Consider the following 24,245-nt stretch of genomic DNA (forward strand, 5'->3'; position numbering starts at 1 on the left):
CAAAGGGTTAGATTTTTTAGTGCTGGAAAGTGCTCAAAAAACGTTCAGTCGGCATGAAAAAGGCGTTTATTGGTCGTTTAATAATCTTTGGTTCAAAGGGTACACCCTTTTTATAATCATTCGTTTTTTTCGAGGGTAGGGAGAAGGAAAGGAGCGGGGTCGCGGCAGGTGGCGACAGCCGTGGTTCAGAAACCGTATTGCATGTTAAGCTCGGCGATTGTTTATAAAGAGAAATAACGCATCTATGCATATTCATATTCTTGGTATTTGCGGTACGTTTATGGGGTCGCTGGCACAGTTGGCTCGGGCTGTAGGTCACACGGTTACGGGGGCGGATGTGCGCGTCTACCCGCCGATGAGTACTCAGCTGGAGTTGGCGGGAATTGAGCTCATAGAGGGCTTTTCGGCCGATCAGGTTAAAATACAGCCCGATATGTTTGTCATTGGCAATGTGGTCAGTCGCGGTAATCCGTTGATGGAGGCCATATTAAATGCGGGCCTTCCTTATACGTCTGGGCCACAGTGGTTGAGCGAGCATATCTTACAGGGGCGATGGGTTCTGGCTGTCGCCGGTACCCACGGTAAAACCACCACAGCCTCCATGTTGGCCTGGATTCTTGAGTATGCGGGGATGCAACCGGGATACTTGATTGGTGGTGTACCCGGTAACTTTCCCTCCTCTGCACGCCTCGGCGAAAGCGATTTTTTTGTGATTGAGGCAGATGAATACGATACGGCTTTCTTCGATAAGCGTTCGAAGTTCGTTCACTACCGGCCCAGCACCTTGGTATTGAATAATCTGGAGTTTGATCACGCCGATATTTTTCCCGATCTAAAAGCAATTCAACGGCAGTTTCATCATCTTGTGCGCACGGTTCCTGAAAACGGCTTGATTATCTACCCGCAGGCATCGCAGGCCCTTAAAGAAGTGCTCGACATGGGCTGTTGGTCGGACAGGCAAACGACAGCCGTGGAGTCTGGTTCTGCCGATTGGAGCGCGTTGAAGGGAAGTGCTGATGGGGCACGGTTTGAGGTGAGCTTCGCTGAATATTCCGATGCTGTGGGCAATGTATCCTGGCAGCAGAGTGGTGAGCACAACCTGTGTAATGCGATAAGTGCTATTGCCGCTGCGAGGCATGTGGGGGTGTTGCCTCAGATATCTTGTGAGGCACTAAGCCAGTTTAGCGGAGTAAAACGCCGTATGGAGCTATTGGATATTGTTCGCGCTGTTCATGTCTATGACGATTTTGCCCATCACCCTACAGCTATCAAAACCACCCTGGAGGGCTTGCGCGCTCGTGTGGGTGAGGAAAAAATCCTCGCGATTGTCGAGCCCCGCTCCAACACCATGAGGGAGGGCGTGCATCGCCAGCAGTTGGCCGCTTCCGCTGCTGCGGCCACTCAGTGTTTTTGGTATCAGCCCAGTAACCTGAGCTGGTCTTTACAGGAGACTTTGGGTGATATTCCCGGTGCTCTGGTGCTTTACTCCGTCAACGATATTGTTGGAGCCGCTATTGATTACATCGGTCAGCTTGCTGAGGGGGAAGCTTTGCATATGGTCATTATGAGTAATGGCAGTTTCGACGGTATTCACCAGCAATTACTACAGGCACTAAAAGCCTGTTGTCAGGAGCGCATTAATTGAGCCACCAAAAAACGATTACATTGGCCATTACGGGCGCTTCCGGGGCCCAATATGGCCTGCGCCTGTTACAAACATTGCTGGTTTTGGATTGCCGTGTTTATTTGCTGATATCTCAGGCGGCAGAGGTGGTTATTGCAACCGAAACCGATCTTGTGTTGCCACAACAGAGTGGTCGAGAGCAGGAGCAGTTTTTGTGTGACCACTTTTCGGCCAGGCCAGGCCAGCTCAAGGTGTTTTCCGAAAAAGACTGGATGGCTCCGGTTGCTTCGGGTTCGAGTTCTCCCCACAGCATGGTGATATGCCCGGCCTCTGGGGGAACGCTTTCGGCCATTGCCACCGGTGCGAGTAACAACTTGATTGAGCGTGCAGCAGATGTTGCTTTAAAAGAACGGCGACAGTTGATCTTGGTCCCCAGGGAAACGCCCTATTCGGAAATTCATTTACAGAACATGCTAAATTTAACGCGCATGGGGGCAGTGATTCTTCCGGCAAGCCCGGGCTTCTACCACCGTCCCCAATCGATTGATGAACTTGTCGACTTTGTTGTTGCCAGAATCCTCGACCAGTTACATCTGCCTCAAACTGCCGTTCCTCGCTGGGGAGAAACGGAAGAATAAAATATATATCGCTACGTGGGTTTGATTTTGAGTCAATAATGGCGCCTATTTACGGTTTTTTACCTTTTGTCCATTAACGGTTCAGGCTAGTGCGCCGTATAATGCGCGCCTATTTATGAACACTGTGTCAGTACATGTACCGGTCAGCTGGTATATTGAGATCCCTACGACAGGCGCCACGAAACACCTGAAAAACATTTCATTATGTTTCATTATGTTTCACAGAGTCTGTTTTTCTGCCTAGCTTTCTGAAGCTATACTGCTTTTTTTAATCAGGATGTAGTCATACCGCATGTTCGGCCGTCTTTTTGACCGTTATATATCTGTAATAACACGCTTTCCCAAGTCGACTCTAGTGATGCTCGGCTGTGTGGTGCTTTGCGCTGTAGTAGGGCTGCCAAACTTTAAGCTCGACGCATCGTCAGACTCCCTCACACTGGAGAATGATACCGACCTTGATTTTTATCGCGATGTGATAAAAGCCTACGGTTCCGGCGACTTTCTGGTCGTTACTTTTCGCCCGAAAACCCCACTGTTTACTCAGGAATCATTGAGCACCTTACAATCGCTGCGCGATGATTTGGCGGCTATTGAAGGGTTTATCAGCATTAACACCATCCTCGATGTTCCTCTGCTGTATAGCCCTATGCAGGGCTTGTCGGAGATGGTCTCCAGTCCACGCAATTTGTTAACGCCGGGGATGGACTTTGCGCAAGCCAAAGAGGAATTTTTAACCAGCCCGGCCTATCGCGATTTAATTTTGGGGCCGGATGGCGAAACAACGGCTCTGCAGCTCAATTTAAAAGTCGATGAACGCTATATCGAACTTGTTAAGCGTCGTGATGCGCTGAACCTGAAAAAGAAAACGTCTGGCGATTTCGGTGTTGAAGAACGCCAGAATCTTGCGCGCGTTCAGGCCGAGCTTTTAGAGTACAGAACACAGGCGTCTACCCGAGACCACTTGCGCGTGGAAAATGTGCGTGAGGTGGTGGAGGGGTATCGCGATCGGGCGCAGATTTATGTCGGTGGCTTGACCATGATTACCGCCGATATGATCAGTTTTATTAAAAGTGATTTGGTGATCTTTGGTTCGGCTGTACTGCTCTTTATGGTCGTTGTGCTGGCCGTAATTTTTCGTTCCTGGCGCTTCGTCATAATTCCGATGGCCAGCTGTCTGGCTGCCGTATTGATTATGTTGGGCTATGTCAGTTGGGTGGATTGGCGGCTTACGGTCATCTCTTCCAATTTTGTGGCTTTACTGCTGATTATTTCGCTGGCCATTATTATTCATCTTATTGTGCGCTATCGAGAATTTGCTCAACAAAATGCCGACTGGGGGCAGCGGGAGCTGGTCACTGCGACGGTGAAGTTTATGATCTTGCCGTGTCTGTACACGGTGATGACCTCCGTTGTGGCATTTGCTTCACTGGTGGTCAGTAATATTCGACCTGTGATCGATTTTGGTTGGCTGATGACCATGGGTTTACTGCTGGCGTTTTTTCTCGCTTTTACCTTGTTGCCAGCGGCAATGATGTTGTTGCCAGCAAAGGGGGGGGGCAGTGGAGGCTCTTCTACTCAGAGCAGTGACAAGCCTATCACCCTGTTATTTTCCCGGTTTGTAGAAAAACGGGGCGCATGGGTATTAATCATCAGTCTTTTGTTGGCGATTGCCAGTGCTTGGGGCGTTACTCGGCTGGAAGTCGAAAACCGCTTTATCGATTATTTCCACAAGAGCACTGAAATTTATCAAGGCTTGTCGGTTATTGATAGCGACCTGGGTGGAACCACCTCCCTGGATATTATTATTAACCACCGTGAACAGACCGTTGACATTCAACCGCAGCAATTTGCCGATGAGAACGACCCTTTTGCCGAGGCCGACCCTTTTGATGAGGGGGATCCCTTTGAAGATCTGGAGCCCCTGGCGGAGCAGGACCCGTTTACGGAAGTGGACCCTTTTTCCGAGCACGGGGCCGACGATCCCAGCTATTGGATGACGATTAGCGGCTTGCGACAGGTCAATGCCATCCACAAGTATTTGGAAGATTTGCCCGAAGTAGGTAAGGTTCAATCATTGGCAATACTTTATAACATTGGCCTGGATATTAATGGTTCACTCAATGATTTTGAGCTGGCGATTATCCGTAAAAAACTGCCGCAGTCGATCAAAAGTTCGATGGTATCCCCTTTCCTCGACGCCGAGAACAATCAAACGCGCATAAGCCTGCGCGTTCACGATGGCTATCCGGGCTTGAACCGTGCCGAATTGGTGAAGCGTATTCACTACCATTTAACAGAGAGTAAACTGGTCAAGGAAGAAAGCCTTCGGTTTAGTGGTCTGTTGGTGCTCTATAATAATATGTTGCAAAGTTTATTCAGCTCGCAAATATCAACCCTGGGAACAGTCCTGCTGGCTATTTTAGTTATGTTTATGGTGCTGTTTCGTTCCATAAAAGTCGCTTTTGTGGCGATTATTCCAACCATTCTCGCGGCCGTTGGTATTTTAGGTTTTATGGGGCTTTTCGGTCTGCCGCTGGATATGATGACCATTACCGTAGCGGCCATAACCGTTGGTATTGGTGTGGATAATACCATCCACTATGTTCACCGTTTTCGGCGTGAGCTGGAACACGATGGCGACTATATTGCCAGTATGCACCGCGCCCATGCCTCTATCGGGCAGGCGATGTTTTATACGTCAGTGATTATTATTTTCGGCTTTGCCATTATGGTGTTGTCGGCGTTTATCCCCACCATCTATTTCGGGTTGTTAACGGGCCTGGCCATGTTCCTGGCGCTGCTTGGCGCCTTGCTGTTGTTGCCAAAGCTGATCCTGTTAACTCGCCCTTTAAACTAACTTTTCTTGGGGGCGGTCTTTAATTTATTTAAATACCGCTCCATCAATAAGCAAAAACCAAAACCCACCAAGATCCCGCTTAGGTTGGTCAGTGCGTCGAAAAAGTCTGGCTGCCGCATTTCGCTAAAACTCTGTAAGGCCTCGATCGTCATCGAATAAATAATGGCGAATACTATTGCCTTGCGGCGGTTTATGGCGCCAAAAAAAGCTACCCAGGTTGAGCCGATAAGAAGCAGGTTCCCGATAAAGTGCAGAATTTTATCGGAGGTTATGTGTGCCCACTGGGTGGGGGAGGCGCTTAAGGCCATATAGGCAAATATGAGGATAGCCGCAAAAAACTGAAGCCTGCGCAGCAGTTTACATTCGGGAGAAAAAAACAGGTAGGAGAGGAAGCGGTTAAGTGTAGAGACAACTGACATACTAGATTGGGAATAAGAGAGTAAATTTTGCGCCGCCGAGCTCGCTGTCGCTAACTTCCAGCTGCCCCTGGTAGCTGCTGAGTATATCAACAACAATTGATAGCCCGATACCCTGGCCTTGAATGGATGTGTCGGCGCGGGCGCCGCGGGTCAGCAAGCGCTGCTTGAGTTCATCAGCAATGCCGGGGCCATTGTCCTCAATACTGACGGTCAGTACGTCGTTGTTGGTTTGCGCGCCGATCTGAATTTTGTTTTGGCCATATTTAAAGGCGTTTTCCAGAATATTTCCGAACACCTCCAGCGCGTCACTTTCGTCACCGGGAAACTGTAAATTCTCGGGGATATTGATATCGACAGAGAATTGCTTCTCTCGAAAGACTTTGCGCAGTGCCGTTGACAAGCGGTTGATGGTGGCCGCAAGTGGTGTTTTTGCGCGAATACTGCTGGTGGCGGTCAGAGTGGCACGCTGTAGCTGGTGCTGAATGATGTCCGCCATTCTACTTACTTGCTCGTTTATGGCGTTTTGCTGCGTTGGTGAGTTGGATTCCAGCTCTGCACGAATAATGGCCAGGGGCGTTTTTAGGCTGTGTGCCAGATCTGAAAGTGTATTTTTATAGCGTTGCCGCTGCCCTTGCTCCGTTTCAAGAAGCTCGTTTAAATTGTGAATAACCGGTGCAATTTCGGTGGGGTATTCACCTTCCAGCTGACTGTTGTGGCCCTGCTGAAACTTTTTTAAGGCTTGCGCCAGTCGGTCCAGGGGCTTTAAGCCCCAGCGGGTAATAAGAAACTGGGCAATGATAAAAAGTATGGCAATACCGCCCAGCCAAAGCCAGAGCGCATCGCGATAGCCTTTCAATTCTTCCTGCAGCTGGTGTTGGTCGTGAATGATTGAAAATCGAAACAGCGTATCCTGTTGATTAATTTCCCATACGGAGTCAAAACTAAGGACAAAGTGCGGCTCCTCCCGTAAAAGCTGCTCGTTAAAAAGCTCCTGTCCGGGTGCCAATTGAGCCCTGCGGGGGAGGGAGAGTGAATCATCGGCAGGGAAGGAATCGCTCTTCCAGACAATTTCGCCCTTTGTATTGGTGACCAAACCGTAAAGCCCAGATTGGGGGCGGTTAAAGCGGGGTTCCGCCATGGTCTCGGGAAGGTACAGTTGGTGGTCTTCAGGTTCCGCCGCTCCCAAGAGAGAATAGAGGTGTGCCTGTAGGGCCTGCTGCTCAGCGTTTATTAAGCTGTTGCGAAAGGCGCGGTCGAGAGAATAGGCGCTAAAACCGAGAATAACCGGAAGAACCAGAACCGAGGACAGAGTGAGGCGCGCAGCAAGGGAGGGGAGTTTAAAGTCCATGCAATAATGTTTTATCCTGCTTCCAGCGCAAAACGGTAGCCCTGTCCGCGAACCGTTGTAATGGGTTTTAAGTTGTTCTCGGGATCCAATTTTTTACGCAGGCGACCAACAAACACTTCGATCACATTGCTGTCGCGCTCAAAATCCTGGTGGTAGAGATGTTCCGTTAACTCTGTTTTGGATATCGGTTGGCCGGGGTGCAGTGCTAAGTATTCGAGCGTGTTGTACTCGTAGCTGGTCAGTTCAATAAAGCTTCCGCCAACGGTGACTTGTTTGGTGGAGGTGTCGATAACGATTGATCCAAAGGTCAGCTGAGGTGTGGCGCTACCGCCAGAACGGCGAATCAAGGCGTTGGCACGAGCGCGCAATTCTTCGGAATGGAATGGTTTAACCAAGTAATCGTCGGCACCCGCCTCCAGGCCCTTTACCTTGTCTTGCCAGTGACCACGGGCGGTGAGAATAAGTACGGGGTATTTCTTTCCTGCTGCGCGTAAGCGGCGAATGATTTCTATGCCGTCTACCTTGGGTAGTCCGATATCGATAACTGCGAAATCGTAGTCGTATTCTGTGGCGTAGTAGCTGCCGTCTTCGCCGTCGGCTGCCGTTTCAATCACAAAATTCAGCGCGCTAAAATAGTCTGCCAGTTGCTGGCGAATAGCGGCTTCATCTTCAACGATCAACATCTTCATGCGAAGGTTCCTTTTGCTTGCACCGTTCGTGGGGTTTATTTTCCGAGCACTTTCCCGCTGCGGGCGTCTACGGTCACAATCACAACCTTACCGGTTTTCTGCAGGATTTTGACGCGATAGCGATCGCCGCTGCGGCTGACCTTTAGTACTTTGCCGCCGTATTGTCTCTGCGCAGCACTGGCGGCTCGGCTTTTGCTGATGCCTTTGTCGGCTTGGGCCAATTGCCAGTGCGGCTTTGCTGTTGTAACTGTCAGCTCAAATTCCGTTGCCTGGGGTTGGGCATGGCTGGCAGGTACCGCAAAGGAGATCAGGCTGGCCAATACCAGCTTATAGCGGGTCTTCGGGCGGAATAGTCGAGTGAACATAGCTTTTATAGCGAAGTGAGTGAGTGCGTATTGTATGACAAACACAGGTACCAGTTCACTCGTTACTGCTTAGTGTTCTAACGGCTGAATATTGATGGCAATTTTCAGCTTGTTGCCAGGGTCGCGGCGAGTGCGTGTTGTGTAGGTTTCGCCGTTGTAGCGGTAGGTTACGCTATAGCCGGCGGGCACTTCTTCCATTTCCACCCTTTCTTTAACCTCGCAGCGTTGTACATCGCGATAGCTGACTTCGGTGTGAGAATACTGCCGGTTACTGCCGTTACGGCTAATGTCACGGCCTACAGAAGCTCCAAGAATGGCACCCACAACGGTACCTACCTTTTTATTCTCATCGCCTGCACCTACGGCATTACCGATGGCGCCGCCGATTACGCTACCGAGAATGGTACCAGTGGCAGATTTTGGCTTGCCGCTAGAGGCGCGATAATAAACGGGCTGCTGTTCGCGAACTTGCTCGACCCAGCAGTTTTCTACCGGGATGCGTCGTTCGACGGTTTGATAAATGGGCCGAGCATCTACAACCTCGGCGTAAGCCACCATGCGGCTGGAGCCCTGCTCGCTTGCCAGCGTAGGCATTGCCAGACCAGTGCATAAGGCGGATATAGTCAGGGCAAGATTCAGGCGTTTCATTTTCAGTCTCCTTGTTTTTGGCGGCCCTCATCGGGGCATGCTTAAAAGGTACTCCTGTGGGGCTGAATAGAGCCTGAATAAGATTCGTATTGCCTGAGCGAGTCTGGCGCCCTTTTCTCTATAGCCCCAAAGCGATTTCCACAGCCTGTTTCAAATTGTCTACCCTGTAGTCCGCCAGCGATAAATCCTGATGTTTTGAAAAGGCGTAGGTCACGGCAATACAGGTCATTCCCGCGGCTTGGGCTGCTCGAATACCGGTTAGGCTATCCTCAATCGCCATACACTCCCTCGGCTCTACGCCCAGTTCTAACGCGGCCTTTAGATAAGTATCCGGTGCCGGCTTGCTGTTATCGACATCATCTTTACTGACTATCGTTTGAAAAAAGTCTTCCAGTTTGTGGCTGCTTATAGAAGAAGTAACTTCACTGTGATTAGCGCCAGTAGCAACACCCATTTTGACTCCGGCCTGTTTACCGAGATCCAGAGCTTCCAGGGCAAATGGCATTAAGGGGAAGGGATTACGGTTTAATACGACCTGTAATGCCTGTTGTTTGAGGTCGCACAAGTCTTGTGGATTTAGGTTGAGGCCATGTTGTTGTACGATAAGTTCTGCGTTCCGAAGCGTTGGCGTACCGCAGTGGTGGTTGAGATATTCCTGCTTGTTGAACTTAATCCCGAAGTTGTCCGATAATAATTGTTGCCAGATAGTGAAATGGACGCCTTCTGAATCCACCAGTGTGCCGTCGTGATCAAAAATAATAGCTGCAATGCCCAAATTTAGTCCCCTTTGTTGAATTGCTTGCGTGTTTATTCGCATTCGCAAAGTGAAACACTGCTAAGATAAGTTCCCGCAAAATGGGTCATTGTAGCAAACGAGAGTTGTTATATTTCTATGAGTCGAGTTGTGCGTTTTTTTATCCTGTTGGCGCTTATTCCGCTTTTGGTGAACTGTACCTTTATTCGTCAGAAAGAGGATCGGCAGTTGGCGTTACAGCAAACTTTGGACCAGCAGCGGCAATGTATGGAAGAGCAGGCCGAGCAGCTGGAGGAAATGACGCTCACGCAAAAACAAATAACGGAAGAAATGCAGTTACTGCGACGCCAGGTGCGGGAGGTGCATGCCGCTGTGACCCGTAACGATGAGCGGGGTGGGCCGGTTGTTCAAACCCAGAAGCCTACTCCAGCTGCGGGGGTTTCTGTGGGCGCCCAGGCCCAGCGGAGTAGTAAAATTGTTATTGGTCGTATTGAGTGGGCTTGGCTGGAATTGGCCGAGCAACGCTATAAAGCCCGGGTTGATACTGGTGTGGAGGGGTCGTCGTTAATGGTCAAGGATGTTCAGCCCTTTGAACGGAACGGCAGTAAGTGGATTCGCTTTCGCATTCCTACCACCGACGAAGCCCCCTTTCTTGAAACCCCACTGCTTCGCTATAAGAAAAATCGTAATGGTTCTGCAGAATCAGAACGGCGCCCGGTTGTGAACCTGCTTGTACGGGTGGGCGAAATAAACGAAGAAGTGGAATTTAACTTAATTGCACGCGACAGTATGGTGTATCCGGTTCTTTTAGGGCGAAATTTTTTGCGGGACATTGCTATTGTTGATGTCGCCCAAAAATTTATTCAGCCCAAAGTAGAATTCGCGCAGCCCTGAATTTTTCAAAAAGAAAAAGCCTGTGAATCGATCCCGTCTTTCAGTTATAACCCTTGTCGGCCTCTTGTTGTTGGCTGGCAGCCTGTTAACCTGGTATAGGCACCAGGCATTTGACGTCCCCTGGTTGCCGGGGGAAAAGCGTCAGGTATGGTCGATTGAAGCGAAGTTGGAGTTTATCGCCCGCGGCGATCCGGTAAAAGTTTCTCTGGCCATCCCCGGGACACAAACGCGCTTTGAACGCATTGCCGAGCATACGGCCAGCCCCGGTTATGGTTTGGCGTTTGTTGAACAGGGCAGTGAACGCCGTGCCGAATGGTCTATCCGGTCTGCCGAGGGAAGGCAAACGCTTTATTACCGGGTGGATATGCAGGTGAACGATGATTTGACTGTTCCCGGTTTCGCGCCGCAGTCAGACAAAAATAAACGCCTGATGGAGACGGGTCCGCAGGAAACCTCAGCCTTGCAACTGTTGAATAACGCCCTAGAACGTTCAGCCGATAACTTTACCCTCACGCGCGAATTAATTAACGAATTTAACAGTCAGGTGCAGAGCGCTCAGTTTCTTGCGCAGAAGCAAAGCCGTAGTCGCTGGCTGGCGCAGTTGCTTCAGCATGCGGGCGTTCCTGTGCGAGAGGTGCTTAGCCTAACACTGGAAGATGGTCGCAGGCGTCAGCCGTTAAACACCTTGCTGCAGGTGTTTGATGGTAAAGAATATCGCTTATTTAACCCGCAAACGGGTCGCCAGGGTCAGTTTAAGAACCAGCTGCTGTGGGAGTATCAATCGGGCTCTCTGCTGGATATTGTCGGTGGCTCCCAATCTCGTGTACTGTTTTCTATTATTGAACAGGAAGTCCCGGTAGCGCGGGTCATGGAAACCGAGCGGGCACAAAATGTTGGCTTGCTGGATTTTTCTATTCACAGCTTGCCAGTGGAAGAGCAGGCGCTGTTTAAAGGTATTTTTCTGATTCCTGTCGGTGTGCTGGTGGTAGTGTTTATGCGCATTCTGATTGGTCTACGTACTTCCGGCACCTTTATGCCGGTGCTAATCGCCATTTCATTTATTCAAACCAGTTTGTTGACGGGAATTATCGGCTTTGTGCTGATTGTTGGGGTTGGTCTGGTTATTCGCAGCTATTTCTCACGGCTTAATTTACTTTTGGTCGCCCGTATTTCGGCGGTGATTATTTCCGTTATCTCCATTATCGCCGTGTTTGCCGTGCTGGCCTTCCAGCTCGGTTTAAGTGAAGGTTTAAAGATAACCTTCTTCCCCATGATTATCTTGAGCTGGACCATTGAGCGCATGTCCATTCTCTGGGAGGAGGAGGGCTCGAAAGAAGTACTGATTCAAACGGGAGGCTCCCTGCTTGTGGCGCTGTGCGCCTATGTGGTGATGATTAACGATGTGGTGCGGCACCTCACCTTTAATTTTATTGGTTTGCAGTTAGTTATTATGGCGTTGGTGATACTGCTCGGTAGTTACACGGGCTACCGCTTACTGGAGTTTCGCCGCTTTAAAGCATTGGCAGGGAAGTGTTAATCATGAGTATCTGGCCATTCTCACGCTTGGCTGATATGCAGCGCCAGGGTGTTTTGGGTATGAATCGGCGTAATATCGGCTATATCTCTCGCTACAACAGTCGCAACCTTTTTCCACTGGTAGACAATAAGCTCAAAACCAAACAGTTGGCTTTGGAGTGCGACGTTGTCGTACCGGAGCTTGTGGGTGTTGTTGATAGCCAGCACGACGTTGCCTTGGTGGAGGCGCTGATTAATGGTCGGGAATCATTCTGTATCAAACCGGCCAAAGGCTCTGGCGGTAAAGGTATTCTGGTGATCCAAAAGAGCGCGGGTGAACGCTACCTGCGCACCAGCGGACAGTCGCTTTCTTTGGCCGATATTCAACGGCATATTTCCAATATTCTGGCCGGGTTGTTTTCTCTCGGTGGTGCTGTTGATGTGGCGGTTATAGAAGCGCTGATCGAGGTAGATGAAGATTTGGGCCGCTACTCATATGAAGGTGTGCCCGATTTACGGATGATTGTTTTTCGTGGTGTTCCGGTAATGGCCATGATGCGTTTGGCTTGTGCCTCCTCACAGGGAAAGGCGAATTTACACCAGGGCGCGGTTGGCGTGGGCATTGATATAGCGACAGGAGCCGCGATTCACGCGGTGCAAAAAGACCGACGCGTAGACATCCACCCCGATACCCAGCTGGATCTCACCCAGCTGCAGATTTCCCATTGGCCTGAACTGTTGGAGCTGGCTTGCGCCTGTGCGGATATGACGGGTCTTGGTTATTTGGGCGTGGATCTGGTGGTAGACAAAAATATAGGTCCGGCGCTGTTGGAGCTAAATGCTCGTCCGGGTTTATCCATCCAAATTGCGAATGGTGCAGGTTTACTGCCGCGCTTGAAAAAAGTGGAGCAGCTCGCTCGCCCCGAGCGCATGTCAATTGATAAGCGGGTGGGTTTCGCCTGTGAGCATTTTGCCGCTAGGTAAGTCTAGTGAATCTCTGATCAAACCAAGACATGCTCGGCGCGGTTCATCTTCTGCGTTGTTTTTTGTGCTAGGCCGACGTATTCCTACAAAGAGACTCTTTGATCTTGGAAAAGCCAGGAGGTCAGAACATATTTGGACGTTAATCTACGTTCCCTTGAGCGTTTTAGGCTTCGCGAAAAAGACAAATGGAATGGCTAAAGGACCAATCAACGCGCCCAGGACAACCCACGGAGCGATATTAGCTCGACGATTTTTAGCTACGCGATAGCATGTATAACAAGAAATAAGCGTAACTAAGGTTATAGTGAAAGCCATTGGCATTGTGAGTTCCTTTCTTTTTGGTGGACAACTTTTTCTACACTCTCCAATATGACACCAACCTAGGTATAATACCCCGTTTAATTCGTAACCAAAGTGTATGAAATGAGTGTAATAGACTATATGGCAGGGCTTGGTGTTCAGGCGCGTGAAGCATCGCGTTTGATGATGGCTGCCAGCACCGCAGCCAAAAACAATGCCTTGCTGGCGATTGCCGATGCGATCGAAGCCTCGCGTGAAACCATTGCTGTTGAAAATGCCCGCGATCTGGACAATGGTCGAAAGAGTGGCTTGGACGCAGCACTACTGGATCGTCTGGAGCTAACGCCGGCGCGTATCGACGGTATGATCGAAGGTCTGCAGCAGGTTGCAGCTCTGCCAGATCCCTGTGGTGAGATTACAGGTCTAAAACGCCGCCCTTCCGGTATCCAGGTCGGCAAAATGCGTGTGCCTCTGGGAGTTGTGGGTATTATTTACGAATCCCGCCCAAACGTTACTGTTGATGCGGCCAGTCTGTGTTTGAAGTCTGGCAATGCCACCATTTTGCGTGGTGGCAGCGAAGCTATTCACTCCAATCAGGCCATTGCAAAATGTATTTGTGCCGGCTTACTGCGGGCTGGCCTGCCCGAAAACGCTGTGCAGGTCGTTGAAACCACTGACCGTGCTGCAGTTGGCGAATTGATTACTATGCCGCAGTATGTCGATGTGATCGTGCCCCGCGGAGGACGCAGCCTGATTGAGCGCATCAGCAATGATGCCAAAGTGAGTGTGATCAAGCACCTGGACGGTATTTGTCATGTGTATATTGACGATGATGCCGATCTGGAGAAAGCCTTTAATATCGCACTGAATAGTAAAACACACCGCTATGGTGTGTGTAATGCCATGGAGACGCTGCTGGTGTCCTCAGTTGTGGCGGCGAGCATTTTACCAAAGCTGGCTGACGCTTACGGAGAGAAGGGTGTTGAACTGCGTGGCTGTGCTAAAACCCGCGAGTTCCTGCCCTCCGTTATTGAGGCCACAGATGCCGATTGGGACACTGAATATCTGGCTCCAGTGTTGTCCATACGCGTTGTAGCGGGTATGGATGAAGCCATCGATCATATTGCTGCGCACAGCTCGGGCCATACGGAAAGCATTGTGACCGAGAGCTACACCAAAGCGCGTGCCTTTTTGACGCGCGTGGACTCCAGCTCGGTAATGGTCAATGCGTCAACCCGATTTGCAGATGGTTTCCAATATGGATTGGGTGCGGAAATTGGTATTTCTACGGACAAAATCCACGCTCGTGGCCCGGTTGGGCTCGACGGACTGACCTCTGAAAAATGGATTGTGTTGGGTGACGGAGAAATCCTTGCCTGACACCGTTGTCCTCTTCGGTGGTAGCTTCGACCCGGTTCATCGGGGGCATTTACAGGCTGCCGATGAGGCCGCCCAGCAGTTGGGGGTTGATAAAGTATGCTTGTTGCCCTGTCATATCCCGCCGCACAAAGCCACGCTGAAGGCCAAACCCCGTCAGCGAGCGGAAATGCTCGAGCTGGCGGTGGCTGAATACCCCCGTTTGGCAATTGATACCTGGGAACTGCAACAGCACAAACCCTCCTATACTTTGGAAACACTAAAGCGTTATCGCCGCGAGCTTGGCGACAGCGCCTGTGTGATTTTTTTAATGGGTTGGGATTCCCTGCAATCGCTGCCGAGCTGGTACCATTGGCGGGAGTTGGAGAATCTAACGCATTTTGCGGTATGGCGGCGGCCGGGTTACTGTGAGTTGTCACCGCAGGTGCTTGAATGGCTGTCTAGCCGAGAAATGGCTATCGATCAAATAAAGCAGCGCAGCAGTGGCGGTGTGTGTTTTTTACAAACAACGCCAAATGACGTGTCTTCCACCCATCTTCGGCAGGTGGTTGATCTTGACGACCCCGCGGCGCTACTGATTCCCCCGGCGGTGCGCCGCTATATTTATGAACATAAGCTTTACACTCAGTAGAGCCAAATAACTGGAATTTTGAATGCAATCTGAATTATCAACAATCGTAACGAATGCCCTGGACGACTTGAAAGGGAAGGAAATCCAAAGCCTGGATGTCACCACGCTTAGTGATATTATGGATACTCTCGTTATCGCTACCGGCACTTCCAACCGCCATGTGAAATCACTGGCGAATAATGTAGTCGTGGACGCAAAAGCCAAGGGTTTTCGCCCTATTGGTGTAGAGGGTATGGAATCCGGCGAATGGGTACTGGTCGATTTTGGGGATATGGTGGTGCATGTGATGCTGGAGCAAACCCGCTCTTTCTATGAGTTGGAAAAACTTTGGTCCACTGAGCCCGCCTCCCGTCATCACCAACCTGAATAAATCACCAAATGAAAGTTTATCTGCTAACCGTTGGCAGCAAGATGCCGGGCTGGGTGCAGCAGGGATATCAGGAATACGCCAAGCGCATGCCGCGTGAGATGGAAACCCATCTTGTGGAACTTCCGCTGGCAAATCGTTCTAAAAATACGAACACCCAGGCAGTAAAAGACGCCGAAGCCGAGCAGATTCTCAGTGCGATTGATAGCCTGCCTGGCCATAAACACATTATTGCCCTGGATGTTCTGGGTAAAAATTTAACGACAGAAAAGCTGGCCGACAAAATGGCCGGATGGCAAATGGAAGGTGTCTGCCCTTGCCTGATCATTGGCGGGCCCGACGGTCTAGCGCAAAAAGTCTTGCAAATGGCGGCAGAGAAATGGTCGCTTTCTGGTCTGACCCTACCGCACCCTCTGGTGCGAGTATTGATCATGGAGCAGTTATATCGCGCCTGGACGATTCTTCAAAATCATCCTTATCACAAATAGAATGTAATGCGTAAAGTAGCCGTTCCATGATTTGGGCAGGAAAAGAACTGCATCAATTTAAAGATCACCACCACGAAGCCCGGGTGTTTGGGGTGCGGCTGGCCGTCAGTTTTTTTCTGGTTCTTATTCTCTTTGGAGTACTGATTGCTCGCTACTACAAATTGCAGGTAATCGATTATCAGGATTACGTCACCCGTTCCGATCGCAATCGCATTCATGTTCGCCCTATTCCACCTAACCGAGGGCTGATCTTTGATGCTCAGGGTGAGTTGCTGGCGGATAACCGCCCGACTTTTTCGCTTTCTATCGTAAAAGAACATACCAAAGATTTAGCAAAAACGATCGATGAGTTAAGTGCTCTGGTAGCTATCGACGAGGGGCATAAGGAAAACTTTTACAAGTTGTTACGTCAGCGCCGCCGCCCCTTCGAGGCTGTGCCTTTGCGCTACCGTCTCACCGAAGATGAAATATCTATTATTGCCGTTAATGAGTTTCGTTTAACCGGTGTCGAAATCGAGGCGCAGTTAACCCGCGCATACCCCAAAGGGGATTTGTATGCCCATACGGTGGGTTACGTCGGTCGAATCAATGAGCGGGAGTTAAGTGGTTTCGACGAAGAAACCTACCAGAGCTATATCGGTACTCACAGTATAGGTAAGGTCGGTCTGGAGAAATTTTACGAAAAAACATTACTGGGTAATGTGGGCAGTGAGAATATCGAAACTAATGCCCATGGCCGAGTATTGCGCAAGCTGGACTCCATCGACCCCTCCCCGGGAAAGGATCTTCACCTGTTTATTAACTCGCATTTGCAACAGGTTGCGACCACGGAATTACGCGAGCGTCGCGGTGCCCTAGTGGCAATAGATGTTAATAATGGCGGGGTATTGGCAATGGTGAGCGCACCAGGTTACAACCCCAACTTATTTGTGAATGGCATTAGTTATGCTGAATATCGCGAACTGAATGAGTCGCAGGATTTGCCGCTGTTTAATCGCACCATTCAAGGTCAGTATCCGCCAGGGTCGACACTTAAACCCATGCTCGGCATGGGGGCGTTGCACCACCAAATCGTAAATTTTTCCACCAGAATTGTCGACCCGGGTTATTATCAATTGGAAAATGATGAGCGTTTTTATCGCGACTGGAAAAAAGGTGGTCATGGTCGGCAGGTAAATTTGCGGCAGGCTATTATCGAATCCTGTGATACCTTTTTTTACGATATGGCGTTTCGCATGGGCGTGGACCGAATGCATTCTTTTGGCAGTCAGTTTGGTTTGGGGGTGCGCACCCGTATTGATCTTCCCAGCGAGCGCCCCGGTTTATGGCCCTCGCGACAATGGAAAAAAGAAAACCGCGGTATGCACTGGTTTCCTGGCGATAGCTTAAACGTGAGTATCGGCCAGGGCGATGTGTTGACAACACCCTTGCAGATGGCGGTTATGACGGCCACATTGGCTTCGCGAGGCAAACACATTCAGCCGCGATTGGTGAAAAAAATCGGTGGTGACGAAACCGAAATGGTGGTGGAACATCTTGTGCAAGTGGACGATCTCTATTGGGATTTTGTGCTCTCTGCAATGGAAGGAGTAGTACACAATCCAAGGGGGACGGCAAACCGTATTGGCCGCGGAGCAAAATACCGAATGGCGGGTAAGACCGGTACTGCGCAGGTAGTGGGTATTGCGCAGGATGAAGAATACGATGCGGAAAAGCTGAACGAGCGCAATTGGGATCACGCGCTTTATATTGGTTTTGCACCGATCGAAAACCCTCAAATCGCTGCGGCTATTATTGTCGAAAATGGCGAGCATGGTTCCAGTGCGGCGGCCCCAATTGCGAGAAAATTATTTGATGCCTACTTCGAGCAATTTCCTTTGGACAAAATTCTGGGGCAGGTTGCGCAATGAAGGGAGGTAGTAATGATTTTGTCCGGCAGTTACCGGATTCTAAGCAACAATTTTCTCGCGCCAAAGGGATGTGGCAGCGTGTTCATCTGGACCCATTTCTACTCCTTCTGTTGTTATTGCTAACCTGTTATGGACTTATCGTACTGTATAGCGCGAGCGGGCAGCAGGAGTGGATGATTCGCCGCCAGATAGCCTTTTTCTCCGTAGCCTACGTCGCTATGTTTATCACCGCCCAGCTGGACATGCAGATGTTGCGTCGCTGGTCGCCCTGGTTTTACATCGGGGGTGTGGTGCTACTATTGTTGGTTTTTGTTGTTGGCGTGGGCGCAAAGGGTGCTCAGCGCTGGTTAAGTTTGGGCTTTATGCGGTTTCAGCCATCAGAGGTGATGAAAATTGCCGTACCTATAGCCGCTGCAGCGTATTTTTCCTCGCGCAGTTTGCCGCCGCGGTTTAAAGATATTGTTGCCTGCCTCATTATTATTACGCTTCCTGCAATTCTGATTTTTCGTCAGCCAGACCTCGGCACGGCAATATTGATCTTTGCTTCGGGAATTATCGTGTTGTTCTTAGCGGGTTTGCCCTGGCGTTATATCATCGGCAGTGTACTGATCTTAGCCGCCAGCATTTACCCGATGTGGACCTGGGTGATGGAGTCTTACCAGAAACAGCGGGTGCTGACTTTGCTAGACCCGGAGGCCGACAAGCTGGGCGCGGGCTGGAATATTATTCAATCTAAGACGGCGATTGGTTCGGGTGGTCTGCAGGGTAAAGGCCTGTTTAATGGCACCCAGTCGCAGCTGGATTTTCTCCCTGAAAGTCATACGGATTTTATTATCGCGGTGATGGCCGAAGAGTTTGGATTAATTGGGGTTTTGCTTTTAATCAGTCTATATTTATTGGTGATTGGCCGGGGCTTATTTATTGCGGTAAGCGCACAAAATATGTTTAGCCGCCTTTTGGCTGGGAGTATTACGCTGACATTTTTTGTCTATGTGTTTGTAAATATTGGAATGGTGGCTGGTATGCTGCCGGTTGTGGGTGTACCGTTGCCGCTCGTGAGTTTGGGTGGAACCTCGATTGTAACTCTGATGACGGGCTTTGGTATTTTGATGGCCATAGCGACTGAGAAGAAACGACCGAGTTAACGTTTTTGATTCCGTTGAAGAAAATTTTCTAGTGATGCTCGAAAGCGCTTGAGCAGAACAGAGTGTAAGAAGTTGGGCATTCAGGGAAAGGTTTGACGTGCATAGGTGTACCGAGCTGATGCCGTTAATTCGTACCTGAGCTAATCGTATTGTGACCCTTCCGCGGGTATTAAAAACACAAAGTGCCATTGTGAATTTTAGATTCCCATCACGATGGGAATGACTCCTAATTATTAAAGAAGTTTTTGATTTGTCTATGTCTGTAAAGTTATTTCGTTCTCTTGTTGTTGTGATTTCACTGGTGTCAGCTGTTAGCCTTCCTGTCTCCGCCGACTATTCCACCCACCCAAAAGCCGAGAGCTTTATTCATCGCATGGTGAATGAACATGGTTTTGATGCGGTGGAAGTTAAAGCCTGGCTAGCCGCCGCAGAAAAGAAACAATCCATTCTTGATGCTATTTCACGTCCGGCAGAGAAAACCAAGCCCTGGAAGGATTACCGTAAGATATTTCTCGGTCAGGACCGAATTGATCAAGGTGTACAGTTCTGGAATGATAACCGTGAAACATTGCGGCGTGCGTCTGAGCAGCTGGGTGTGGATGAACAGGTGATTGTCGCCATTATTGGTGTTGAGACCCGATACGGTCGGCACACCGGGAAATTTCGAGTGATCGACGCCTTGGCAACACTGGGTTTTGATTACGAGCCGAGAGCAAAGTTTTTCGGTAAAGAGCTGGAACATTTTCTGCTCTTGGCTCGCGAGCAAAAGCAAGACCCTCTAAGCTTAAAAGGTTCCTATGCCGGTGCTATGGGTTATGGCCAGTTTATCCCCAGTAGCTATCGCAGCTACGCCATCGACTTTGATGGCGATAAAGTAGCGGATATTTGGAACAATCCGGTGGACGCCATTGGTAGTGTGGCCAATTACTTTAAAGTCCACCGCTGGGAAAAAGGTGAGATTGTCTTTAGTCGCGCGCGTATAAAAAGTGAATACGATAAGAGCGTACTTAACGAAAGAGTACGCCCCCACTATAGCTTGAATGATGTAGCTGATCTGGGTTTTACACCGATTAATACTCAGTTAAGCGGCGCAGAAAAGGTTGTGCCGCTGGTATACGAAGGCAGCCACGGCAAGGAATTTTGGTTGGGTTTCGATAACTATTACGTTATTACACGCTATAACCGCAGCCAGCTTTACGCTATGGCGGTGTGGCAGTTGAGTGAGGAATTGCGCTACGCCTACGAGCGCCAGTTGCACTGATAGCCGTCGGCTGTTATTTTGCGGTAAATAGCTTAGATCTTCCCCATGATTATTCGTGTAGTTTTCCAGTGTTTGCTTCCTGTTCTTCTCGCCTGTCTGTGTGCCTGTGAGGCGCCCAGCGTTTATACGATGAAAGAGGATGCAGGGCCATCCCAGTCCATGGGGGTGGATCATATTCCCGATGCCGTTCCGCGTTACGAGCCCCGTACTATTGCTGGCAACAAAAGCCCATACAAAGTGCTGGGTAAAACCTATCATGTACTGGCCTCGCCGGAGAAATATAAAGCGGAGGGAATGGCGTCTTGGTACGGCAAAAAATTTCACGGGCACAAAACCTCCAACGGCGAAATTTACAATATGTACGGTATGACAGCCGCACATAAAACGTTACCCATTCCCAGTTATGTCCGTGTGACCAATCGCAATAATGGCCACTCGGTGATTGTGCGAGTCAATGACCGTGGGCCGTTTCACGGTCATCGCGTTATCGATTTAACCTACACGGCGGCGAAAAAGCTGGGCTTTGTGGAGAAGGGAACGGCACCGGTGGTCGTGGAGTATATTGATCCTGCGAGCTACCAAAAAGTGGCTTCCGCCAACGCTCCGGCCAGAACCGCCCCGAGCTCACAGGGCGAGACGCCAGCCCCTACACCGGCCCATTCGGGTGGCTACGGTATTCCAGGCAACACCTTTTTACAGGTGGGAGCTTTTGGTCAGAGAGAAACAGCGGAAAGGCTGCAGCAAAAATTACAGGCGCTTACCGCATACCCGGTACACATATATTTTCCGGATAACGCCCGTTTGTATCGCGTACGTATTGGGCCACTAAAAGATAGTCTTGATCTATTGGCGCTTCGCGAAAAACTGGTGAACAATCAGTTGCACGATGCCCATGTGGTTTATCAGTAAAGGTGTCTGAGCTTTACAGGTCGACTGAGGAAATAGCGTAGTTATCGCCACCCTTATTTTTAACCTGCTCAACGGCCTTATCAGCGAGGGCTATTAAATCTTGTGGCCGGACGGAATGCTCGGGGAAAAGTGATATGCCGATACTCGCGTGAGTTTCGATACTCTTGTCGTTAAAGCTGATTGGGTTGTTTATGGTGGCTAGCAATTTTCTAGCGATCAGGTGAATCTGCTCGTGCTTAACCTGGTCGGCGAAAATGGCCACAAAGGTATCTCCACCAACCCGGCTGAGGGTATCGACGGCCCGAACCACACTGGCAACGCGTGCCGCCAGCGTGCGCAATAGCATATCGCCAGCTTCACTTCCGTAACGCTCGTTAACGCTGTTGAAATCGTCCACATCTATCACCATTACCGCACCCAGTTTGCCATCTCGCTTGCTGCGATCCAGTTCGTGGTGAAGCCGGTCCAGCGTTATTTGCAGGACTGGTAGGCCGGTTAAAGGATCGTACTGGATATTGCGGGGTAGGGCGTGTTCCTGTTTGATATTGGATAAAAACGTGTCGACATGATTTTTACTTTTGGCCAGAAAAAAGATAATAGGTGGGAGCAGAGCCACTGAGGACAGGGTAATGGTTACGCCGAAAAGATAGCGTCCTACGCCTTCGTTCCATTGCTGAAAGCTGGTTGGCAGATACAGGTAGCTGCCGGGAATCAGTATTGCCATGGCGAGCAGTGCAAGGCCTAAGCCCGTGAAATGGTTAAAGATTATGGTGCTAATAATAAGGGCGGCAACAAGTACCGGCAGTGCCGCACTGATCAGGCCTAACTGAAATAGGGTGATAATGACAAAACAAAAAAGTAACGCCAGCAGGCCGATGGCCAAGACTTGCAGGGATAGTTTGTCCCGACAGAACCAGCCCGTTATGGCAGCCAAGCTCAGGCTCAGTTGACCGTAGTCTAGAATCGACCAGCTTGTCACCAGAAGCCGACTGAAACTTAGCGCAATAGCCACGACCAAGGCTAAAAAGGCATATGATACTAACTGTTTTTTATGCTGGAGCAGGGAACGGTTGAATGCCGTGAGCCGCTTATTTTCGATTGTTATCATTGTGGCGGATCTGTCTGTTCGATAGTGTCAGTATAGTTGGCGCGAGCGGCGATGAAAGCGCGCGAGGTCTTTTCGGTTGAGTTAAGCGACGCATGGCAAGTGCAGGTTCTGTAAGTGAGGGCCAGGTAAATATAATTTACGCCTAACGCGGTAGAATGGCGCATAAATCAAAATATTAGTCTAGATACGAGGTTCGCTATGGCAGCACTAAGGCAATTTAACCTTCTGGTTTTGGCCACTTTTTCACTAACGTTAGTTGCTTGTGGCTCAGGCGGGGACGGCAACAGTTCTGTTAGCAGTAGTTCCAGCTCATCAAGCTCTTCGGTATCGACAACCGAGCGGATTAAACTGAATCAGATAGGTTATTTACCTGCCGCTCAAAAAGTAGCGATTGTGCCAGATGTGGCGGCCACTGCCTTTACTCTCGTAAATCAAGCCGGTGAAGTTGTGTATAACGGTAATTTACCGGCGGCCCAAACCTGGGCTCCGGCCGAAGAGTCGGTCAAAATCGCAGATTTTTCCGACTTTTCAACTCCGGGCGCTTACTACATAACCGTAGAGGGGGTGCAGAACTCTGATGGTTTTAGCATTTCCGATACGGTGTACAGTGATGTTCATGATGCGGCGATAAAGGCTTACTACTTTAACCGCTCCAGTTCAGAGTTACAGGCTCAGCATGCGGGCGATTGGGCTCGGGCTGCGGGTCACCCCGACACGAATGTATTGGTTCACGGTTCTGCCGTTTCTGCGGAGCGCCCCGAAGGTACCTCCATTTCTAGCTCAAAGGGTTGGTACGACGCGGGCGATTACAATAAGTATATTGTGAACTCCGGTATTTCCACCTACACCTTACTTGCTGCCTACGAGCATTTCCCTGCTTTTTATGCCGACCGGGAGTGGAATATTCCTGAGTCTGGCGGCGATCTGCCCGATTTGTTAGACGAAGTGCTTTGGAATCTGGACTGGATGGAAACCATGCAGGACCCCAACGATGGCGGCGTATATCATAAACTGACGACGCTTAGCTTTTCTGGTGGTGTTATGCCCGCTGCGGCAACCGCTCAGCGCTATGTGGTCGCAAAAGGCACCTCCGCAACCTTAAATTTTGCGGCGGTAATGGCTACTGCCAGCCGGGTATTTAAGCCGATCGATTCAAGCAAAGCCGCGGCCTATCTCGCCGCAGCGGAAAGAGCCTGGGATTGGGCGATAGCAAATCCCGAAAAGGCTTTCACCAACCCCAGTGATGTTAAAACCGGTGAATATGGTGATGGTGAGTTGAACGATGAGTTCGCATGGGCGGCGGCGGAGCTGTTTATTTCGACGCAAGAGGCTAGTTATCTAGCCGAATTCCAGAAACGAAACGCGGCCTCCGGTGTACCAAGTTGGGGTTACGTTTCACCCCTTGCGTATATCTCTCTGGTTCAGCACGCAGAAACCATGGTTGGTTCAGATGATTACAGCAGCTTCCAGAGCAGCTTGGTTAGCACTGCGGACGAACTTGAGAGTTTGTACCGTTCTTCCGCATACCGGGTTTCTATGCAGGTTTCTAACTTCGGCTGGGGAAGCAATAGCGACGCATTGAATCAGGCGATGATGCTGGTACAGGCATGGCGCATAACGGGTGAGCAGAAGTACCGTGATGCAGCGCTTGGCCTGGTGGACTACGCCCTGGGTAAAAACCCGACTGACTATTCCTACGTAACAGGCTACGGTGCTCGTCCGCCAATGGGTATTCATCATCGTCAATCCCATGCGGACTCTGTCGATGCACCGGTTCCCGGATTCCTTTCAGGTGGCCCAAACCCTGGTCAGCAGGATGGCTGTAACTACACTTCGAATGTGCCCGCGAAATCCTTTGTTGACGATTGGTGTAGCTATGCCTCTAACGAGGTTACCATCAACTGGAACGCGCCTTTGGTCTATGTGTTAGCCGCTGTGCAGGCAATGTAAGTTTTACAAAGTCTTACCCCTGACGCCAGTTCTCCGCTGGCGTCTGACCTTATCTTGGGCAGTT

22 protein-coding genes are annotated in these 24,245 nt (G+C 50.1%); 15 read left to right on the forward strand and 7 right to left on the reverse strand.

The window, feature by feature from the left end; all coding sequences use genetic code 11:
- The first annotated feature begins 244 nt into the window (after window positions 1-244).
- The 3 genes from mpl (at window position 245) to H5715_RS18250 (ending at window position 5,119) form a co-directional block, all read left to right on the forward strand.
- Entirely contained in the window at window positions 245-1,645 is a 1,401-nt protein-coding gene (gene mpl / locus H5715_RS18240; RefSeq protein WP_075184953.1) for a UDP-N-acetylmuramate:L-alanyl-gamma-D-glutamyl-meso-diaminopimelate ligase, read from the forward strand.
- Complete coding sequence (locus H5715_RS18245; protein WP_075184954.1) at window positions 1,642-2,262, forward strand: flavin prenyltransferase UbiX; 621 nt, start codon at window positions 1,642-1,644, stop codon at window positions 2,260-2,262. The genes mpl and H5715_RS18245 overlap by 4 nt, the downstream gene beginning before the upstream one ends.
- A 292-nt stretch (window positions 2,263-2,554) precedes the next feature.
- The gene (locus tag H5715_RS18250) at window positions 2,555-5,119 is read left to right on the forward strand and encodes an efflux RND transporter permease subunit (protein ID WP_075184955.1); all 2,565 of its coding nucleotides are present in this window, start codon (window positions 2,555-2,557) and stop codon (window positions 5,117-5,119) included.
- Here H5715_RS18250 and H5715_RS18255 read toward each other — a convergent pair.
- The 6 genes from H5715_RS18255 to H5715_RS18280 all read right to left on the reverse strand — a co-directional run bounded on the left by H5715_RS18255 (window position 5,116) and on the right by H5715_RS18280 (window position 9,363).
- Window positions 5,116-5,538 carry a VanZ family protein gene (locus H5715_RS18255; protein ID WP_075184956.1) on the reverse strand — a complete coding sequence of 141 codons (423 nt, stop codon included), beginning with the start codon at window positions 5,536-5,538 and terminating at the stop codon, window positions 5,116-5,118. The genes H5715_RS18250 and H5715_RS18255 overlap by 4 nt on opposite strands.
- Before the next feature lies 1 nt (window position 5,539).
- A complete protein-coding gene (locus H5715_RS18260; protein ID WP_075184957.1) occupies window positions 5,540-6,886 on the reverse strand; it encodes an ATP-binding protein in 1,347 nt (448 codons plus the stop codon).
- A gap of 11 nt (window positions 6,887-6,897) precedes the next feature.
- A complete protein-coding gene (locus tag H5715_RS18265; RefSeq protein ID WP_075184958.1) occupies window positions 6,898-7,575 on the reverse strand; it encodes a response regulator transcription factor in 678 nt (225 codons plus the stop codon).
- A 35-nt stretch (window positions 7,576-7,610) separates the two neighbouring features.
- Window positions 7,611-7,940, reverse strand: coding sequence for a PepSY domain-containing protein (locus H5715_RS18270; RefSeq protein WP_075184959.1), 330 nt, complete (start codon window positions 7,938-7,940; stop codon window positions 7,611-7,613).
- A gap of 69 nt (window positions 7,941-8,009) precedes the next feature.
- A complete protein-coding gene (locus H5715_RS18275) occupies window positions 8,010-8,588 on the reverse strand; it encodes a glycine zipper 2TM domain-containing protein (RefSeq protein ID WP_075184960.1) in 579 nt (192 codons plus the stop codon).
- A gap of 118 nt (window positions 8,589-8,706) precedes the next feature.
- Window positions 8,707-9,363, reverse strand: a complete 657-nt coding sequence (locus H5715_RS18280) for an HAD family hydrolase (protein WP_075184961.1) — start codon at window positions 9,361-9,363, stop codon at window positions 8,707-8,709.
- Window positions 9,364-9,480: 117 nt separating this feature from the next.
- On the opposite strand from H5715_RS18280, the gene H5715_RS18285 reads away from it, so the two are divergent.
- The 11 genes from H5715_RS18285 to H5715_RS18335 all read left to right on the forward strand — a co-directional run bounded on the left by H5715_RS18285 (window position 9,481) and on the right by H5715_RS18335 (window position 21,123).
- Window positions 9,481-10,236 carry an ATP-dependent zinc protease family protein gene (locus tag H5715_RS18285; RefSeq protein WP_075184962.1) on the forward strand — a complete coding sequence of 252 codons (756 nt, stop codon included), beginning with the start codon at window positions 9,481-9,483 and terminating at the stop codon, window positions 10,234-10,236.
- Window positions 10,237-10,258: 22 nt separating this feature from the next.
- Window positions 10,259-11,773, forward strand: a complete 1,515-nt coding sequence (locus H5715_RS18290; protein WP_075184963.1) for an inactive transglutaminase family protein — start codon at window positions 10,259-10,261, stop codon at window positions 11,771-11,773.
- A 2-nt stretch (window positions 11,774-11,775) separates the two neighbouring features.
- Window positions 11,776-12,735 carry an alpha-L-glutamate ligase-like protein gene (locus H5715_RS18295; protein ID WP_083607952.1) on the forward strand — a complete coding sequence of 320 codons (960 nt, stop codon included), beginning with the start codon at window positions 11,776-11,778 and terminating at the stop codon, window positions 12,733-12,735.
- 423 nt (window positions 12,736-13,158) lie between these two features.
- Window positions 13,159-14,415 (forward strand): glutamate-5-semialdehyde dehydrogenase, encoded by a 1,257-nt coding sequence (locus H5715_RS18300; protein ID WP_075184965.1) that lies wholly within the window; start codon window positions 13,159-13,161, stop codon window positions 14,413-14,415.
- Window positions 14,408-15,043 (forward strand): nicotinate-nucleotide adenylyltransferase, encoded by a 636-nt coding sequence (nadD, locus tag H5715_RS18305; protein WP_075184966.1) that lies wholly within the window; start codon window positions 14,408-14,410, stop codon window positions 15,041-15,043. The genes H5715_RS18300 and nadD overlap by 8 nt, the downstream gene beginning before the upstream one ends.
- 22 nt (window positions 15,044-15,065) lie before the next feature.
- The gene (rsfS, locus tag H5715_RS18310) at window positions 15,066-15,413 is read left to right on the forward strand and encodes a ribosome silencing factor (RefSeq protein WP_075184967.1); all 348 of its coding nucleotides are present in this window, start codon (window positions 15,066-15,068) and stop codon (window positions 15,411-15,413) included.
- A gap of 8 nt (window positions 15,414-15,421) precedes the next feature.
- Window positions 15,422-15,898, forward strand: coding sequence for a 23S rRNA (pseudouridine(1915)-N(3))-methyltransferase RlmH (gene rlmH, locus H5715_RS18315; RefSeq protein ID WP_075184968.1), 477 nt, complete (start codon window positions 15,422-15,424; stop codon window positions 15,896-15,898).
- Between the two features lie 26 nt (window positions 15,899-15,924).
- The gene (gene mrdA / locus H5715_RS18320; RefSeq protein ID WP_075184969.1) at window positions 15,925-17,808 is read left to right on the forward strand and encodes a penicillin-binding protein 2; all 1,884 of its coding nucleotides are present in this window, start codon (window positions 15,925-15,927) and stop codon (window positions 17,806-17,808) included.
- Window positions 17,805-18,953, forward strand: a complete 1,149-nt coding sequence (gene rodA, locus H5715_RS18325; protein ID WP_075184970.1) for a rod shape-determining protein RodA — start codon at window positions 17,805-17,807, stop codon at window positions 18,951-18,953. Before mrdA ends, rodA begins: the two co-directional genes overlap by 4 nt.
- A gap of 256 nt (window positions 18,954-19,209) precedes the next feature.
- On the forward strand, window positions 19,210-20,214 hold the full coding sequence (gene mltB / locus H5715_RS18330) for a lytic murein transglycosylase B (protein WP_075184971.1): 1,005 nt from the start codon (window positions 19,210-19,212) through the stop codon (window positions 20,212-20,214).
- Between the two features lie 45 nt (window positions 20,215-20,259).
- Entirely contained in the window at window positions 20,260-21,123 is an 864-nt protein-coding gene (locus H5715_RS18335) for a septal ring lytic transglycosylase RlpA family protein (RefSeq protein ID WP_075184972.1), read from the forward strand.
- A gap of 13 nt (window positions 21,124-21,136) precedes the next feature.
- On the opposite strand, the gene H5715_RS18340 is transcribed toward H5715_RS18335, so the two are convergent.
- A complete protein-coding gene (locus H5715_RS18340; RefSeq protein WP_075184973.1) occupies window positions 21,137-22,231 on the reverse strand; it encodes a GGDEF domain-containing protein in 1,095 nt (364 codons plus the stop codon).
- 198 nt (window positions 22,232-22,429) lie between these two features.
- Here H5715_RS18340 and H5715_RS18345 point away from each other — a divergent pair, with 198 nt between their 5' ends.
- A complete protein-coding gene (locus H5715_RS18345; protein ID WP_075184974.1) occupies window positions 22,430-24,181 on the forward strand; it encodes a glycoside hydrolase family 9 protein in 1,752 nt (583 codons plus the stop codon).
- The last annotated feature ends 64 nt before the right edge of the window (window positions 24,182-24,245 follow it).

The organism is Teredinibacter haidensis (assembly GCF_014211975.1).
Taxonomy (GTDB): domain Bacteria; phylum Pseudomonadota; class Gammaproteobacteria; order Pseudomonadales; family Cellvibrionaceae; genus Teredinibacter; species Teredinibacter haidensis.

Excerpts from the sequence above, each read along its gene's own strand:
- mpl (WP_075184953.1), top strand. The coding sequence starts at position 245 with ATGCATATTCATATTCTTGGTATTTGCGGTACGTTTATGGGGTCGCTG.
- H5715_RS18250 (WP_075184955.1), top strand. The coding sequence starts at position 2,555 with ATGTTCGGCCGTCTTTTTGACCGTTATATATCTGTAATAACACGCTTT.
- H5715_RS18255 (WP_075184956.1), bottom strand. The coding sequence starts at position 5,538 with ATGTCAGTTGTCTCTACACTTAACCGCTTCCTCTCCTACCTGTTTTTT.
- H5715_RS18260 (WP_075184957.1), bottom strand. The coding sequence starts at position 6,886 with ATGGACTTTAAACTCCCCTCCCTTGCTGCGCGCCTCACTCTGTCCTCG.
- H5715_RS18265 (WP_075184958.1), bottom strand. The coding sequence starts at position 7,575 with ATGAAGATGTTGATCGTTGAAGATGAAGCCGCTATTCGCCAGCAACTG.
- H5715_RS18270 (WP_075184959.1), bottom strand. The coding sequence starts at position 7,940 with ATGTTCACTCGACTATTCCGCCCGAAGACCCGCTATAAGCTGGTATTG.
- H5715_RS18275 (WP_075184960.1), bottom strand. The coding sequence starts at position 8,588 with ATGAAACGCCTGAATCTTGCCCTGACTATATCCGCCTTATGCACTGGT.
- H5715_RS18285 (WP_075184962.1), top strand. The coding sequence starts at position 9,481 with ATGAGTCGAGTTGTGCGTTTTTTTATCCTGTTGGCGCTTATTCCGCTT.
- H5715_RS18295 (WP_083607952.1), top strand. The coding sequence starts at position 11,776 with ATGAGTATCTGGCCATTCTCACGCTTGGCTGATATGCAGCGCCAGGGT.
- H5715_RS18300 (WP_075184965.1), top strand. The coding sequence starts at position 13,159 with ATGAGTGTAATAGACTATATGGCAGGGCTTGGTGTTCAGGCGCGTGAA.
- rsfS (WP_075184967.1), top strand. The coding sequence starts at position 15,066 with ATGCAATCTGAATTATCAACAATCGTAACGAATGCCCTGGACGACTTG.
- rlmH (WP_075184968.1), top strand. The coding sequence starts at position 15,422 with ATGAAAGTTTATCTGCTAACCGTTGGCAGCAAGATGCCGGGCTGGGTG.
- mrdA (WP_075184969.1), top strand. The coding sequence starts at position 15,925 with ATGATTTGGGCAGGAAAAGAACTGCATCAATTTAAAGATCACCACCAC.
- rodA (WP_075184970.1), top strand. The coding sequence starts at position 17,805 with ATGAAGGGAGGTAGTAATGATTTTGTCCGGCAGTTACCGGATTCTAAG.
- mltB (WP_075184971.1), top strand. The coding sequence starts at position 19,210 with ATGTCTGTAAAGTTATTTCGTTCTCTTGTTGTTGTGATTTCACTGGTG.
- H5715_RS18335 (WP_075184972.1), top strand. The coding sequence starts at position 20,260 with ATGATTATTCGTGTAGTTTTCCAGTGTTTGCTTCCTGTTCTTCTCGCC.
- H5715_RS18340 (WP_075184973.1), bottom strand. The coding sequence starts at position 22,231 with ATGATAACAATCGAAAATAAGCGGCTCACGGCATTCAACCGTTCCCTG.
- H5715_RS18345 (WP_075184974.1), top strand. The coding sequence starts at position 22,430 with ATGGCAGCACTAAGGCAATTTAACCTTCTGGTTTTGGCCACTTTTTCA.